The organism is Massilia sp. UMI-21 (assembly GCA_015277795.1).
Taxonomy (GTDB): domain Bacteria; phylum Pseudomonadota; class Gammaproteobacteria; order Burkholderiales; family Burkholderiaceae_D; genus Telluria.
Genome location: CP063848.1, coordinates 1,645,052 through 1,659,295, shown reverse-complemented (window position 1 = coordinate 1,659,295; position 14,244 = coordinate 1,645,052). Strand labels below are relative to the sequence as shown.

13 protein-coding genes are annotated in these 14,244 nt (G+C 66.4%); 5 read left to right on the top strand and 8 right to left on the bottom strand.

From position 1 onward, the window contains the following. Positions 1 to 58: 58 nt before the first annotated feature. Entirely contained in the window at positions 59 to 2,245 is a 2,187-nt protein-coding gene (locus tag IM543_07395) for a TonB-dependent receptor (protein QOY95662.1), read from the bottom strand. 258 nt (positions 2,246 to 2,503) lie between these two features. Here IM543_07395 and IM543_07390 point away from each other — a divergent pair, with 258 nt between their 5' ends. Then, entirely contained in the window at positions 2,504 to 3,526 is a 1,023-nt protein-coding gene (locus IM543_07390; protein QOY95661.1) for a DUF1311 domain-containing protein, read from the top strand. A 4-nt stretch (positions 3,527 to 3,530) separates the two neighbouring features. Here the strand turns inward: IM543_07390 and IM543_07385 are convergent, their stop codons facing one another. From IM543_07385 to IM543_07370, 4 genes are all read right to left on the bottom strand, one after another. Next, on the bottom strand, positions 3,531 to 4,403 hold the full coding sequence (locus IM543_07385; GenBank protein QOY95660.1) for a hypothetical protein: 873 nt from the start codon (positions 4,401 to 4,403) through the stop codon (positions 3,531 to 3,533). Between the two features lie 17 nt (positions 4,404 to 4,420). Beyond that, the gene (locus tag IM543_07380; protein QOY95659.1) at positions 4,421 to 5,206 is read right to left on the bottom strand and encodes a hypothetical protein; all 786 of its coding nucleotides are present in this window, start codon (positions 5,204 to 5,206) and stop codon (positions 4,421 to 4,423) included. Further along, complete coding sequence (locus IM543_07375) at positions 5,203 to 5,712, bottom strand: hypothetical protein (GenBank protein ID QOY95658.1); 510 nt, start codon at positions 5,710 to 5,712, stop codon at positions 5,203 to 5,205. Before IM543_07375 ends, IM543_07380 begins: the two co-directional genes overlap by 4 nt. A 61-nt stretch (positions 5,713 to 5,773) precedes the next feature. Then, entirely contained in the window at positions 5,774 to 6,064 is a 291-nt protein-coding gene (locus IM543_07370) for a DnaJ domain-containing protein (protein QOY95657.1), read from the bottom strand. A 290-nt stretch (positions 6,065 to 6,354) separates the two neighbouring features. Here IM543_07370 and IM543_07365 point away from each other — a divergent pair, with 290 nt between their 5' ends. The 3 genes from IM543_07365 to IM543_07355 all read left to right on the top strand — a co-directional run bounded on the left by IM543_07365 (position 6,355) and on the right by IM543_07355 (position 11,248). Continuing rightward, positions 6,355 to 8,124, top strand: coding sequence for a glutamine--tRNA ligase/YqeY domain fusion protein (locus IM543_07365; protein QOY95656.1), 1,770 nt, complete (start codon positions 6,355 to 6,357; stop codon positions 8,122 to 8,124). A 271-nt stretch (positions 8,125 to 8,395) separates the two neighbouring features. Next, positions 8,396 to 10,213, top strand: a complete 1,818-nt coding sequence (locus IM543_07360) for a CHASE domain-containing protein (protein QOY96563.1) — start codon at positions 8,396 to 8,398, stop codon at positions 10,211 to 10,213. A 243-nt stretch (positions 10,214 to 10,456) separates the two neighbouring features. After that, a complete protein-coding gene (locus IM543_07355) occupies positions 10,457 to 11,248 on the top strand; it encodes a glycine-rich domain-containing protein-like (GenBank protein QOY95655.1) in 792 nt (263 codons plus the stop codon). 105 nt (positions 11,249 to 11,353) lie between these two features. On the opposite strand, the gene IM543_07350 is transcribed toward IM543_07355, so the two are convergent. The 3 genes from IM543_07350 to IM543_07340 all read right to left on the bottom strand — a co-directional run bounded on the left by IM543_07350 (position 11,354) and on the right by IM543_07340 (position 13,028). Further along, positions 11,354 to 11,623 (bottom strand): hypothetical protein, encoded by a 270-nt coding sequence (locus IM543_07350; protein QOY95654.1) that lies wholly within the window; start codon positions 11,621 to 11,623, stop codon positions 11,354 to 11,356. A gap of 257 nt (positions 11,624 to 11,880) precedes the next feature. Beyond that, positions 11,881 to 12,108 carry a hypothetical protein gene (locus IM543_07345; protein ID QOY95653.1) on the bottom strand — a complete coding sequence of 76 codons (228 nt, stop codon included), beginning with the start codon at positions 12,106 to 12,108 and terminating at the stop codon, positions 11,881 to 11,883. Continuing rightward, entirely contained in the window at positions 12,105 to 13,028 is a 924-nt protein-coding gene (locus IM543_07340) for an NAD(P)H-binding protein (GenBank protein ID QOY95652.1), read from the bottom strand. The genes IM543_07345 and IM543_07340 overlap by 4 nt, the downstream gene beginning before the upstream one ends. Before the next feature lie 180 nt (positions 13,029 to 13,208). Between IM543_07340 and IM543_07335 the strand changes: the two genes are divergently transcribed. Further along, a complete protein-coding gene (locus IM543_07335) occupies positions 13,209 to 14,237 on the top strand; it encodes a CDP-6-deoxy-delta-3,4-glucoseen reductase (GenBank protein QOY95651.1) in 1,029 nt (342 codons plus the stop codon). Positions 14,238 to 14,244: the final 7 nt, after the last annotated feature.

Below are 14,244 nucleotides of genomic sequence, written 5' to 3'. Positions count from 1 at the left end.
CGTTTCAGTGGTGCGCGTGTCAAGCCTGGGGCTTGCCCGGCCGCGCGGGACAGGTAGCTCAGTAGCGCGCCTCCAGTGTCAGCCGCGCCATGGCAAGGCCCGGGAAGACGCTGCTCCGGCGCAGCGTGCCGGCCGTGTCGACGTAGCGCGCGTCGTCGATGAAATCCTGCCGCAGCAGGTTCGACACGGCAAAGCGCAGCTGGTAGCGCGGCTTGAACTTCCAGAGCGCATACACGTCGAGGTCGCGCCGCACGCTCTGGTAGCCGAACTGGTTGGCGTTGATGCGCACCGGTCCGCCGCTCTTGAACGCAAAACTGCCGCCGGCGCTGAACTTGCCGCCGGGCCTGCGGTAGTCCAGGCCCACCGTGCCCGAGACCGGGGTCTGCTGGTCGAGGCGGTTGTCCGGCCCCGGCACCGCCTCGACACGCGACCAGTTGCGCGATACGCTCGCGCGCAGGTCGAGGTCCGGCCCGCCCTGCCGCAGCGCCGACCAGGGGAACTTGGCTTCCAGTTCCAGGCTGCGCGTGAGCGCGCTGCCGTCGTTCACCGGCGTCTGGATCCAGCGGCCGTTTTCCAGCAGCAGTCCCTGGCGGGTGAAGTCCCGGATGCGCCGCATCGACACGCTGGCGCTCAGCAGGGCCTTCTCGCCCCAGTAGTGTTCATACGAGGCGTCGATGCCGGTAGCCAGTTCCGGCTTCAGAGCGGGGTTGCCGCGGTAGTCGGGTTGCGTCTGGCTGTTGTTGGGCGTGGTGAAGCGGCGCGGAATCAGGCTGCTGGCGCCTGGCGCCTTGTAGGTGCGGGTCAGGGCCAGGCGCAGCTGGTCGCGGCTGCCCTGCAGCTTGTACAGGGTCTGGGCCAGCGGGCTCCAGACGCTGCTTCGGTTGCGCGTGGTCGCGAAGGTATTGCCCTCGCTGCGCGTGTCCAGGCCTTCCCAGCGCAGGCCGGCGTACATCGACCAGCGCGGCGTGATGTTCCACTCGTCCTGCGCGAACAGCGCCAGGCGCTTGACCGTGGCTTCGTAGCGCTCGTCGGCATGCACGCTGCGTCCGGTGTCCGGGAAGGCTTCGTCCTCGATGCGCGCGTCGTCGCGCAGCGTGAGGCCGCCGTCCCAGCCCATCGACAGCGCGTGATCCGTCTTCCAGGGCGTGGAATACTTGCCTGTCGAGGACAGGCCGCGCTCGGAAGTCCGGCTCAGCACGACCGCATCGCGGCCGCGCACGCCCAGGCTGTCGTCGTGCTCGCGCCAGGTGCCGCGGCTGCGCATGCCGTTCACGCCGAACTTGAGATCGATCCTGGCGCCCTCGGCCAGGCCGCGCACCCAGTTCAGGTCGGAGCGCAGGATCGCATTGCTGCCCTGGTTGGCAGTGTCGCGCAGGTCGTAGAACGGCGCCGGCCCAAGCAGGGTGTCGGTGACCGCGTAGCCGTGGTAGTCGTTGCGGTTGGCGGCGACCAGCGACTGCCAGGTGAGCGTACCGCCCTTCCGGCCGGTCCAGTTGATGCGCGGCGCAAGGCTGAGGCTGTACGGCCGCCCCCTGTCCCTGGAACGGGTGCGGCGCAGCATGGCCAGCCGGCCGTCCGGGGTGGTCAGCGTTTCCTCCACGGGCGACTGGCGGTCGTAGTCGAAGGCCATGGCGTTCGCGCTCACGGAGTAGGACATGGCATCGCGCCGGTCGGACATCTGCAGGCTGGCGTTGGGATTGGTCGCGTCGCGGCTCCTGCCGACACCGAGGCGCAGTTCGCGCTGGGCCTTTTGCACTGCCTTCTTGAGCACGATGTTGATGGTGCCGGCGATCGACTGGGTCGAGAACTCGGCGCTGGCCGCGCGCAGGATCTCGATGCGCTCGATGAGATCGGGCGAGAGCTGGTCGATCGAAAAGCCGGCAGGCGCGCGCTCGCCGTTGACCAGGATTTGCGTATAGCCGCTGCCCAGGCCGCGCATGCGGATCTCGCCGCCGCGCCCGGATGCGCCGCTGACCGTGATCCCCGGCAGGCGCTTGAAGACGTCCAGCACCGAGGTGTCGCCGTAGCGCTTGATCTCTTCGCTGGTGACGACGATCTTGCTGGCGGTGTCGTCGCGGCGCGGGTCGTAGGCGTTGGGGCTGGCCTTGACCTCGACCTGCTGGATCGGCGCCGGCGGGTCGGCTTTCTCGGCCGGCGCAGGTGTGGTGGCAAGGGAGGCGGAGGTGGTCTGGGCGGTCGCGGGCAGCGAAGCGAGACAAAGCGCAATGATGGATGGGCGAAGCATGAAGCGAAAGCTCGGTACAAGAAGGATGTGCATTCTCTCCTGATTCGGGCATGGCATTGCCGGCCTGGCAAAAATTACCTGTCCGGCATACCGATCAGCTCCCGGCCAGGACTGGCGCGAGCAAGCGTAGCCGCAAGGCAATCAGCATCGCCACGCCCCGCCGCGCGCTGGCGACGCCCCCATCCCGGCTGGAGCCAGTGTGCCGCCGGGTCGACGAAATGCGCTAAGGTATTGCCACAATCTACTTGCCGCCTGCCTATGCCCGCCCTGTCGCATCGCCTTCCCTTGATCGCCTTCCTGTTCGCCGGCCTGGCGCAGGCAGCGCCGTTCCCGAACACCAGCCATTTCGGCCTTCCCTTTTCGCACGACGAGGCCTGGTACCGCCAATGCATGCGCGTCGAAGCGCGCAGCGCGCCCGGTTTCGGCGAGCGGGCTCCCGCGCCGGGCTGCGACGCCAGCCGGCTGTATTACGACCGGCGCGCCCAGGCCGGCGCCACGGCGGCCGAGTGGCGGCAGGTGCGCGAGTGCGCGCTGGCACGGCAGGACCATGCCGTGCTCATGATGCTGTATGCGAACGGCTTCGGGGTGCCGAGGGACACCGACATCGCGGTCCACCATGCCTGCCGGCTCGGGTTCACGGCGAAAGCAGAAATGGAGGGGCGCATCGCCCACCTGACCGGCCCGCGCCGCCCGGGGGCGGTGTTCGACCAGTGCGACGACATCACCAGCGGCTACATGTTGACGGTGTGCGCCGGCCTGCGCGAGCACCAAGCTGAACGCGGACGCAAGGCGCGTCTGGACCGGATCGCGCAGGCGCTGCCGCAAGGCGCCCGTCCCGCGTTCGCCGCCCTGCGGCGCGCGGCCGACCGTTACGCCGCCGCGGCCGAAACCGACATGCAGGGCACCGCGGCGCCGGGGCGGGCGATCGCACGCAAGGGCGCACTGCAGGCGCGCTTCGCCGCTACCCTGGACGCGGTACTGGGCGACAGCTTACCCAAGGCCTCGCAGCAGGACCTGGCCCGCATCGACGGGGAACTCAATACCGTGTATCGAACGCTGATGACGCCGACGCCCTCCGAACGCGGGCGGCCCGGGCGCATCGGCGCTTCGAGCATCACCCGTACGGAGCTGCGCCAGGCGGAGAGGCGCTGGATCGCGTACCGCGACGCCTTTCTCGCGTTTCGTGCGCGGCTGCCGTCGGGCGCCGGCCCGGATGCGATCCGGGTGGCGCTGACCGGGCAGCGGCTGGACGCCCTGAAGGACATCATGCGCTACCGCTAAGCCCTTACGGCAGGTCCGGGTCGAGTTCGGAGCCGGCGTAGCTTTCCAGCTCGGTGAAGAGCTGCTTCATGCTCGCCTTGCCCTTGATGTGCTGCAGCACCGTGCAATGCTCGCGGTAGTTCGCGATGCGCTCGGCGATGATCGCCTGGTGCGTGGCAGGCACCTGGGCCATCAGCGCGGCCCAGCCGGCTTCGAAGTCCGGGTCGTTCTTGCGCACCGACTTCACCAGGCGCTCGAACTCCTTCTGCCCGGTGCGCGCCGTGATTCGCCCGCCGCCCTCGACCGCGAAGATGATCGCCAGCGCGATCACGCCTTCGGCGTTCAGGTCAGGGTCAATGATCGGGCCTTCGTAGTGGTGGCGGCGCAGCCACTGGGCCGCGCGCACGATCGCCTGGACGCCCTGGCGCTGCTTGAGCTGGCCCAGATAGCGCTCGTAGCCCGACCAGCTTTCGCCCGGATCGGCGGTGCACAGGTCGACGAACAGTTCCTTCAGGCGGCGCTGCGAATAGACCGGGTCGAGATCGTACTCGCCCACCAGGCTGTCCTCCGGCAGCGCGGCCAGGTCCTTCACCAGCCGGAAACCCTGCTGGAACACCAGTTCGGCGCCCTCCTCGATCAGGATGTCGAGGGCGTCGAGGTCGTCGTCGGAGTCGACCAGGTGCTCGAGGCCGAGCGAGACCCCGCCCACGGTCAGCAGCATGGCGCGCCCGATGCCTTCGGCGGTGCGGTCGTTGGTGAACTTCTCGGCCACCATCGCGGTGATGCCGGACAGCTCGTCGGCCAGCACCGCGGTTTCCTCCGGCGTCGCTTCACCCGGCAGCAGCCGGATGGCGCGCACCAGGCGCGGCAGCTTCTCGATAATGATCGCTGGCAGCATTGTTCCCGATGCCCCGCTCACGAGAAGATGTCCGTGCCCATGCTGCGGCGGTTGCCGCGGCGCGGCATGCTGCGCACCGACGGCACCTGCTTGCGCAGGCGGTACAGCAGTTCGCGCGTGCTGCGCTGCATGAAGGGCGACTCTTCATCGGGGTCGTCCGGCAGCTCGACGTCGGCCATCTCGGCGCTGTGGCGGAATTCCGGGAACAGCTCGAGCAGCGAACGCTCCCAGCCGTCCTCGCTGGCCTTGGCCAGGTCGACCGCCAGCGGCGCGATGTCGCTGTCGCCGCTGGTCTGGGCGGTGACGTAGCGGCCCTTGGCCAGGATTTCGCCGGCCAGCTCGAGGATCTCCTTCGGCGCCAGCGACCACAGGATCGCGAACACGGTGGCGCCGTGGTCGGTGGCGGAGGCCTCCTGCAGCAGTTCGTGGCGGCGCGCTTCGTCGTCGTTGGCGTAGACGATGGCGTGCACGTGGTTGAACAGGTTCTCGGCGATGCGCTCCGGGTCGTCCTCGATCAGGTTGTCCGGCCAGGTGGCGGCGATGTAGGCCAGGCTCTCGGCCCAGGCCCTGGGCGGCACCAGCATGGTGGCGAGCGAGGTCTTGGAGCCGTCGAAGCCGGACAGGTGCAGCGCGGTCACTTCCGGCGGCAGGGTCGACAGCACTTCGACCACGGCGTAGTCGCCATGCTCGTCGGCCGCCTGCGAGAACGCCTCTTCGGCGTGCTCGAGCGAGCCGGCCAGCACCAGCTCGCTGACCTGCCTGGTCAAGGCCGGCAGGTTGGCCTTATTCGCTTGGTCGCTCATTCGCGCTCTCCATCGGCATCGAACAGCTGGGTGAAGTCATCGGTGGCGGCCGAGTCTTCCATGTCGTCGTCGTCGCCTTCGTCGCCTTCGGCCAGGCGGTCGAGCGAGCGGTCTTCGTCGTCCCAGCGTCCCTGGTTCTTGTACAGGAAGGCGGTGATGATCGCCTGGCGCGCCAGTTCCGGATAATTGGCGGTCATCGCATCGAACATGGCGCGGCCTTCTTCGCCGTCGCACTCGGCCATCGCGAACACGGGCGCCGGGTCGCTGCCATCGTAGTCGGCAGCCTCGCGCATCAGGCCCTTCGGGTCCTTGAACCTGATACAGTCAACGAGCGCGAAGGCCATCAGGTTGACGTCGTCCAGGCCCGCGCCGCTCGCATATTCCGAGACCAGTGCGCTGACCATCATGTTGTAGTTCTTCTTGTTGGGCGGATCGCCCAGGGTGCCCTCGATCTGCCCCTCCAGTTCGCGCGACTGGAACGAGAATTCGGGATGTACGTTTTTCATTGTGGTTCCTGTTGATTCGTTGTTGGGCGCATGGCGCGGCCCGCCAGGCAGGCGGCGCCGCCTACGCCTGCAGGTTCACGCCGTTCAGCGCGAACAGCGAGCGCCACAGCTCGAAGGCTTCGGCCTCGGCGTCGAGCACGATGCGGTGGTTGACGCTCTGGTTGTATTCGGCGCGCTTCACGGGGTCGGACAGGATTTCATAAGCCTTGGTGACGGCCTTGAAGCGGGCCTCGGCGCCCGGCGCCGCGTTGCGGTCGGGGTGGTAGCGCATCGCCAGCGAGCGATAGACCTTCTTGATCTCGTCGTCGCCGGCATTCGGGGCGACGCCGAGGATCGCGTATAAATTTTCCAACTGGAATTCTCCCGAGGAGTGGCGACAACGTAGGCCGCAGTAGCAAATGCCGCAAGCGAACGCAAGGCGGCAAAAGCGAGATTATCCTATAGAAATCGACCATGTGCCCAGAACGGGCTGCACGGTCTGTGGCAAGCGTTTTTGATGATGGCGCCTTGCGACGAGACCGAATTGTCTCGAGTATGTATCCGGCAAACGCGGCCCACCGTGCGCTTTACCACATACCGGAACGGATGCCCCCTGCCTTACGGTAAAATGTCGGCAACTTACCTATCCCAAACTCCTTTTTCATGAGCAACGAAAAGAACAACCCGGCGACCGCGGCGAAGGGCAGCAACCCGGCCCCATCGTCTAACTTCCTGCGCGCCATTATCGAACACGACCTGGCGACCGGCACCCACGTGCGCGAGGGCATGCCACCCGTGATCACGCGTTTCCCTCCAGAACCGAACGGCTACCTGCACATTGGCCATGCCAAGTCGATCTGCCTGAACTTCGGCCTGGCGCGCGACTACAACGGCCGCTGCCACCTGCGCTTCGACGACACCAATCCGGAGAAGGAAGACCAGGAATACGTCGACACCATCATGGATTCCGTGAAATGGCTCGGCTTTACCTGGGAACAGGGCGACGGCGACTACCTGCATTACGCGAGCGATTATTTCGACAAGCTGTACGAAATGGCCGAGTACCTGATCCGCGAAGGCAAGGCCTACGTGGACAGCCAGAGCCCGGAAGAAATGGCGAAGAACCGCGGCAATTTCGGCACGCCGGGCACCAATTCGCCCTTCCGCAACCGTCCGGTCGAAGAATCGCTGCAACTGTTCCGCGACATGAAAGCCGGCAAGTACAAGGACGGCGAGCACATCCTGCGCGCCAAGATGTCGGAAGACGCGATGTCTTCGCCGAACATGACCAACCGCGACCCGGCGCTGTACCGCATCCGCCATGCGCACCACCACCGCACCGGCGACAAATGGTGCATCTACCCGATGTACGACTACACGCACCCGATCTCGGACGCGCTGGAGAACATCACCCATTCGATCTGCACGCTCGAATTCCAGGACCACCGCCCGATGTACGACTGGCTGGTGGACACGCTGGCCGAGGGCGGCTTCTTCGCGCGCCCGGTGCCGCGCCAGTACGAGATGGCGCGCCTGAACCTGACCTACGTGGTCACGTCGAAGCGCAAGCTGCGCGAACTGGTGGATACCGGCGTGGTGACCGGCTGGGACGATCCGCGCATGCCGACCATCGTCGGCCTGCGCCGCCGCGGCTACACGCCGGAATCGATCCAGCTGTTCTGCGAGCGCATCGGCGTGTCCAAGGCCGACGGCTGGATCGACATGAGCACGCTGGAAGGCGCGCTGCGCGACGACCTCGACCCGAAGGCGCCGCGCGCGATCGCCGTGCTGCGCCCATTGAAACTCATCGTCGACAACTTCCCGGAAGGCGAAGCGGTCGAGTGCAGCTCGCCGGTCCATCCGCACCACCCCGACATGGGCGTGCGCAGCTTCCCGTTCACGCGCGAGCTGTGGATCGAGCAGGAAGATTTCATGGAAGTGCCGACCAAGGGCTACCACCGCTTCACCCCGCCCGTGGGCGAGCAGCCGGGTTCGCGCGTGCGCCTGAAATACGGCTACGTGGTCGAGTGCACCGGCTTCGACAAGGACGAGAACGGCAAGGTGACGGCGGTGCACGTGAAGTATTTCGAGGATTCGAAATCGGGCACCCCGGGCGCGGACAACTACAAGGTCAAGGGCAACATCACCTGGGTCAGCGCGGCCACCGCACTCGAGGCCGAAGTGCGCCTGTACGACCGCCTGTTCCTTGAACCGCAGCCGGACGCCGGCGGCAAGGACTTCAAGGCCGCCCTCAACCCGAACGCGCTCGAGACCGTCACGGCCTACCTGGAACCGGGCATGAAGGACGCCGTGGCCGACCAGCGCTTCCAGTTCGAGCGCCACGGTTACTTCGTGGCCGATCGCGTCGATTCGCAGCCGGGCAAGCCGGTGTTCAATCGCGTGACCACCCTGAAGGATAGCTGGGGCAAATAAGGCTGTACGCCATCCTGCCGATGGCATAGCCGCCGCGGTGCAGGCATAGGCAGGTTCTCCGTCCGGGCGGGGGACCTGTTTTATTTCCTGCTAGAACGTTTCCATCTTGTCCACATCGTTGCATATCTGCCATACCTAGTCGTCCTGATAGGTACTTCGTTGCGTAAAGAAGCTTAGCGTATGAATGTTTGTCGCATTATCGCGACGAGTTCACTAGCAAGCGAGATTACGGACCATGTCTGCCCGCCGTTCCTCCACCCATCTTGTCGTGCTGCCGACGACGATGTTGACTGGGGCGCTGCTGTCCGTGACGGTCGGCACCGCCCTCTACCTGGCCACCGCCGAGACGATCGAAACCGATGCCCAGGCACGCTTTCGCGGCATGGCGCGTACCGCGCAGCACGCGATCGACACCCGGATCAAGAGTTATGCCGACGTCCTGCGCGGCATGGCCGGGCTGTTCCGTGCCAGTTCCGAAGTCGGTCCCGACGAATTCCGCCGCTACGTCGAGCAGCTCGACACGCCGCGCAACTTCCCGGGCATCGAGGTCATGAATTACGCACGCACGGTCGGCCCCGAGGGTCTGCCGGCGGTCCATGCGGAAGCGCGCAGCCGCCTGCGCCGGTACGGCATGCCCGAGCCTGCGAAGCTGCATCCCATACCCGGGCGCGACAGCTACACGGTCCTGATCTATGTGGAGCCCGCCACCCCGCAAACGCTTTCCAAGCTCGGCCTCGACCTGGAAGCCCGCAGCTACATTCGCCGCACAGCGGCGGAGTCGCGTGACAACAATACCATCGCCGCCTCGGGTTTCCGCGTCAGGGCAATGCCCGGCCCCATCCAGAACGTGCTCGCGATGCGCTTGCCGGTCTATCGCAGCGACATGCCGAACGACACCGTCGCCCAGCGCCGCGCCGCCTATCTCGGCTCGGTCGGTATCGGCTTCGGCGTCAACCGGATGGTCAGCGGCGTACTCGAGGGATTCCCGGTCCATGGGGCGCGCCTCGTGCTCACCGACCTCAACGATGTGCCGCCGGAGCCGGGCGAGGACCAGTCCGACGCGGTCCTCTACGACAGCCACGCGACGTCGACGATCCGCCCGCCATTGCCCGACGGCGCCGACGTGCTCAAGGCCAGCCTGCCGATCGAATACAACCAGCGCAAGTGGCGCGCCGATTTCAGCATCGCAAAATCCGCGCTGTATACGCGCTTCGACTTCTACTATCCCTGGCTGGCCGCCCTCGCCGGCACGCTCAGCACCGCCCTGCTGTATGCGCTGTTCCAGACCATGGCCTCGGCGCGCCGCAGCGCCCTGCGCATGGCCGAGGACATGACGCGCGAACTGCGCGCCAGCCAGGCCAAGCTGCAGGCCACCAACGAGAAGCTGCGCCAGCTGGCCGCGCACGCGGAACAGATCAAGGAAGCGGAGCGCAAGCGCATCGCGCGCGAGATCCACGACGAGCTCGCGCAAAACCTGCTGGCATTGAAGATCGAGGCCGAGTTCCTCGCCAACCGCACACGCGACCGCCATGGCCGCCTGCACGAGCGCGCCGCGGCGACGGTGCGCCAGATCGACCTGAGCATCCGCAGCGTGCGCCAGATCATCAACGACCTGCGCCCGAACGTGCTCGACCTGGGCCTGAACGCGGCGGTGGACTGGCAGGTGAGCGACTTCGGGCGCCGTACCGGCATCGAATGCGAGCTGGTCGAGGATGAAACCGAATACCACCTCGACGACCAGTGCGCCACCGCCCTGTTCCGCATCCTGCAGGAGTCGCTCAACAATGTGGCCCGGCATGCGCGCGCCAGCAAGGTGCGGATCGACCTGCACCGGCACGCCGACATGCTGACCATGACGATCCGCGACAACGGCGTCGGCATGCAATCGGGCAGCCGCAACCGCAACGGCTCGTTCGGCCTGGTCGGCATCGAAGAGCGCGTCAACATCCTCGGCGGCAGCTTCTCGATCAGCAGTGGACCGGATACCGGCACCACCGTCGTCGTCAGCATTCCCGTCACCGGATGCCTGCCCGGCACTTCCGATTCCCTGTTCCTCGACAGCGATATCGCATTGCCGCTGATCGCCTGACACTGGCGTGAACGTTCTATTTGTTGTCGCGTTTCTACACAGCAGTTAATCGGTTGATAGAACTCAACGTTTAGCCTGACCGGACGCAGGACAATTGTTATCACTGCCACCGGTCAAGACGCAGTTCTTGGCTTCCGATTAATGCGAAACGTTCTTCCAGGAGGATCTTCTGAGGTACCGCTTCAAAACCAGGGATAAAAAAGAATGCCTTAACTAACAGGTCTATTACAAAAGGTGAACATTATGTCGACTAACGAATTCGCAGCATTCGAAGCACTTGATCTCGCTCCGATCAAAATGAAACTGATGCATGTGGAATCCGGTGAAGGCTGGTCCGCGCTGCGGGCCGATGCAGTCGAAACGGAGTACCGCCGTTTCCTCTTCCTGATGAAGAAATACCCCGACGCCGAGGCTTCGCCGACCGTCGACGTCGACACTTTCTGGCACTACCACATCCTCGACACGATGAAGTACGCACAGGACTGCGAAGCGGTGTTCGGTTACTTCCTGCACCACTATCCCTACGTCGGTATCGGCGTCGACGCCGTCGAGGGCGCCCAGGTTCAGGCAGGCGAGCGCATGCGCATGATCTACGAAGCGGAATTCGGCGCCGAGCCAGCTGCCAACGACGCAAATGCATTCTGGACCTTGCCGGCACAGCCGGGCAAGGCTGCCAATGCCGCCTACGCATGGTGCTCCTCGCCCAACAAGCCGGGCGCAGCCGCCAGCGCCGCGTATGCATGGTGCTCCTCGCCGAACAAGCCACGCGAAGCCGCCAGCGCCGCATATGCATGGTGCTCGTCGCCGAACAAGCCGGGCGAAGCCGCCAACGTCGCGTATGCATGGTGCTCCTCGCCAAACAGGCCAGGCGAAGCCGCCAACGCCGCGCATGCATGGTGCTCATCGCCGAACAGGCCACGCGAAGCCGCCAACGCCGCATACGCATGGTGTTCCTCCCCGGGCAAGCCACGCGAGGCCGCGAATCCCGCGTACGCATGGTGTTCCTCGCCGGGAGTGCCGTCGCAGGCAGCGTGAATCGCGGGATACGTCGCCGCACAGGGCAAGGAGCCGGGGCCTGTGCCCCGACTCCCCTTCGACGGCCGGCATGGCGACAACAGCGCCATCCCGGCCTTTTTACTTTCAAGCCGCCAGGGCCTGCGCTTCTCCTTGCGGCCTGACCATCAAGGCGCGCAGCTCACGGATGCTGAACTCGCTTTCCTCATGCATGCGCAGCAGGAGCGTGGCGCCGACCGGCAGGGTGTTGTGGCGGATCTTGCTGATCACCGGCGGGGCCACTTCGAGCAAGCGCGACAGCGCGGCGTCGTTCTTCAGGCGCAGCCGGGCAATGATGGCGTCGAGGAGGCGGTTGGGGTCGTATTCCGCACCGGGCGGAAGGCGTCTGATAGGCATGGTTTCTTTCAGGATTGTTAATAATTTGTCACTTTGCGTGATCTGTCGCGAATTATTTGCATACAAAGCCGAAACGGCGTCATTCGTACGGCGTTTGTCTTTACAGACAGAATGATACACACTCGGCTTGTTGTTTGCACAATCCAGCCCTTCCCCATTAGCATGCAGCATCCGCACAGGCGTGCCGATGCCTCCGGCGGCGGCCGGAAGCATCGGTCGATGAAGGGGATGCCGCCCCGGCGCGGGCGGCCGGCGGCTTACTTCTTCTTGCCGGGAGCGGCCTTGGCCAGGCTGCTCGCCTGGTACAGGGCGCGCGCGTCCTGGTGGGCGCGTTCGACGGTGCGCATCTCGGGCTTGTCGTCGTGGGCGACGAAATATTCCTTGTCCTGCGCGGCGACGACGAGCTTGATCGCGGCGGCGTCGGCGACACCGTATTTTTCGACGATCAGGGTGGTCACTTCGTCGAGGTATTCTTCATAGGTCATGCTGGCCTCTCTTTCTGAGGGCACGATTGTACGGGAGCCGCGGCCAGCTGCGCCAGCGCCGCCGCGACATCGGGGTAGCGCAGGCGCACGCGCAGTTCGCGCTTCAGGCGCGTATTGTCCAGGCGCCGCGATTCCGACATGAAGGACAGCAGCGCCGGCGTGACCACGGTCTGCAGCTGCGCGCGCGGCAGGCGCGGCGGACGCGCCAGCGCGAAGGCATCGGCCACCGCGTCGAAATAGTCGCCCATCTTCATGCGCGTGTCGTCCACCGCATGCACCGCCCGGCCTGCCCCGCGGGCGCGGAACAGCGCCAGCAGCACGATGCGCGCCAGGTCGTCGGCGTGGATGTGGTTGGTGTACACGTCGTCTTCGGCACGCAGGGCCGGCGTGCCCTGTTCCAGGCGCCTGATCGGCAGGCGATCGGCCGCATAGATGCCCGGCACGCGCAGGATGGACAGGCGCGCGCCGTTCGCCAGCGCCCAGGCGCGCAGCACCCGTTCGGCATCGACGCGCCGCTGCGCCCTGGCGTTGCGCGGCGCCACCGGCCGCGATTCGGGCACCAGTTCGCCGCCGCAGTCGCCATACACGCCGCTGGTGCTCACGTAGACCAGGCGGCTGACCGTCCCGAGCGCGGCCGCCAGGTGGCGCGTGCGGTGGTCGAGCGCTCCTTGCGGCTGCGGCGGCGCCAGGTGCAGGACCCAGTCGGCCAGCCCGCGCAGGCGGCGCAGGGTCGCCGGATGGTCGAGGTCGGCCACGATCGGCACGGCCCCGGCGGCGCGCAGCTCGGCGCAGCGTTCGCGCCGGCTGGTGAGCGCAAACACCCGGAAGCGCCCGGCGAGCAGCGGCAGCAGGCGCATGCCGACGTCGCCGCAGCCGACGATGAGCAGGCGTGGACGGTGGAAGGCGGAAGGCTCGGTCATGGTAGCAGGGGCGGCGGGGGCGGGATGAAAGCCTGCCACTCTAGCACAGCCGAATCGGCGCCACGGCAGCCGGCGTTTCACGGCGCGCGGAACGGCGGTGTAGAATACCGGCCTGTCGTACCGAGCAATTTTCTTTCTTATCAACGGCTTGCCGTCCGCAGCCACCAACCCAGATCCTGCATGAGCTTCCAGATCACCGTCCAGCCCAGTGGCCACCAGTTCAGCTGCGAGGCCGATGAAACCGTCCTCTCCGCCGCCCTCCGCGCCGGCATCGGCCTGCCCTACGGCTGCAAGAACGGCGCCTGCGGCTCCTGCAAGGGACGGGTGGCGCAAGGCGAGGTGGCCCACAAGCCACACCAGCAGCGCGCCCTGACCGACATCGAGAAGAGCCAGGGCATGTCGCTGTTCTGCTGCGCGGTGCCGCAGCAGGACCTGGTGATCGAGGCGCGCGAGGTCGGCGGCAGCTCGGACTACCCGGTGCGCAAGATGCCGACCCGGATCGCCGGCATCGACAAGGTCGCGCCCGACGTCGCCATCGTCACGCTGCAGCTGCCGGCCAACGAAGCGCTGGCCTACCGCGCCGGCCAGTACATCGAATTCCTGCTCAAGGACGGCAAGCGCCGCGCCTACAGCATCGCCTGCGCGCCCTCGTTCAGCGGGCCGCTGGAACTGCATATCCGGCACCTGGCGGGCGGCCTGTTCACCGACCACGTCTTCGGCGCCATGAAGGAGCGCGACATCCTGCGCTTCGAAGGCCCGCTCGGCACCTTCTTCCTGCGCGAAGAATCGGACAAGCCGATCGTGCTGCTGGCCTCCGGCACCGGCTTCGCGCCGGTCAAGGCCCTGGTCGAGCACCTGATGCACCTGAAGTCGACCCGCCCGGTGCGCCTGTACTGGGGCGGCCGCCGCCCGCAAGACCTGTACATGGACGAGCTGTGCCGCGCCTGGGAAACCACCCTGCCCGACTTCCGCTACATCCCGGTGGTCTCGGACGCGCTGCCCGAGGACGCCTGGCAGGGCCGCAGCGGCTACGTGCATGCGGCCGTGATGCAGGACATTCCCGACCTCTCGGGCTACCAGGTCTACGCCTGCGGCGCCCCGCTCATGGTGGAATCGGCGCGGCGCGACTACGTGGCGCAGTGCGGGCTGCCGGAGGACGAGTTCTTTGCCGATGCGTTTACGACCGAGGCGGATCTGGCGCAGCCCTGAAGCTTTA

Coding starts and splice junctions, on each gene's coding strand:
- IM543_07335 (QOY95651.1), top strand. CDS start 13,209: ATGAGCTTCCAGATCACCGTCCAGCCCAGTGGCCACCAGTTCAGCTGC.
- IM543_07345 (QOY95653.1), bottom strand. CDS start 12,108: ATGACCTATGAAGAATACCTCGACGAAGTGACCACCCTGATCGTCGAA.
- IM543_07340 (QOY95652.1), bottom strand. CDS start 13,028: ATGACCGAGCCTTCCGCCTTCCACCGTCCACGCCTGCTCATCGTCGGC.
- IM543_07395 (QOY95662.1), bottom strand. CDS start 2,245: ATGCTTCGCCCATCCATCATTGCGCTTTGTCTCGCTTCGCTGCCCGCG.
- IM543_07365 (QOY95656.1), top strand. CDS start 6,355: ATGAGCAACGAAAAGAACAACCCGGCGACCGCGGCGAAGGGCAGCAAC.
- IM543_07390 (QOY95661.1), top strand. CDS start 2,504: ATGCCCGCCCTGTCGCATCGCCTTCCCTTGATCGCCTTCCTGTTCGCC.
- IM543_07355 (QOY95655.1), top strand. CDS start 10,457: ATGTCGACTAACGAATTCGCAGCATTCGAAGCACTTGATCTCGCTCCG.
- IM543_07350 (QOY95654.1), bottom strand. CDS start 11,623: ATGCCTATCAGACGCCTTCCGCCCGGTGCGGAATACGACCCCAACCGC.
- IM543_07375 (QOY95658.1), bottom strand. CDS start 5,712: ATGAAAAACGTACATCCCGAATTCTCGTTCCAGTCGCGCGAACTGGAG.
- IM543_07385 (QOY95660.1), bottom strand. CDS start 4,403: ATGCTGCCAGCGATCATTATCGAGAAGCTGCCGCGCCTGGTGCGCGCC.
- IM543_07380 (QOY95659.1), bottom strand. CDS start 5,206: ATGAGCGACCAAGCGAATAAGGCCAACCTGCCGGCCTTGACCAGGCAG.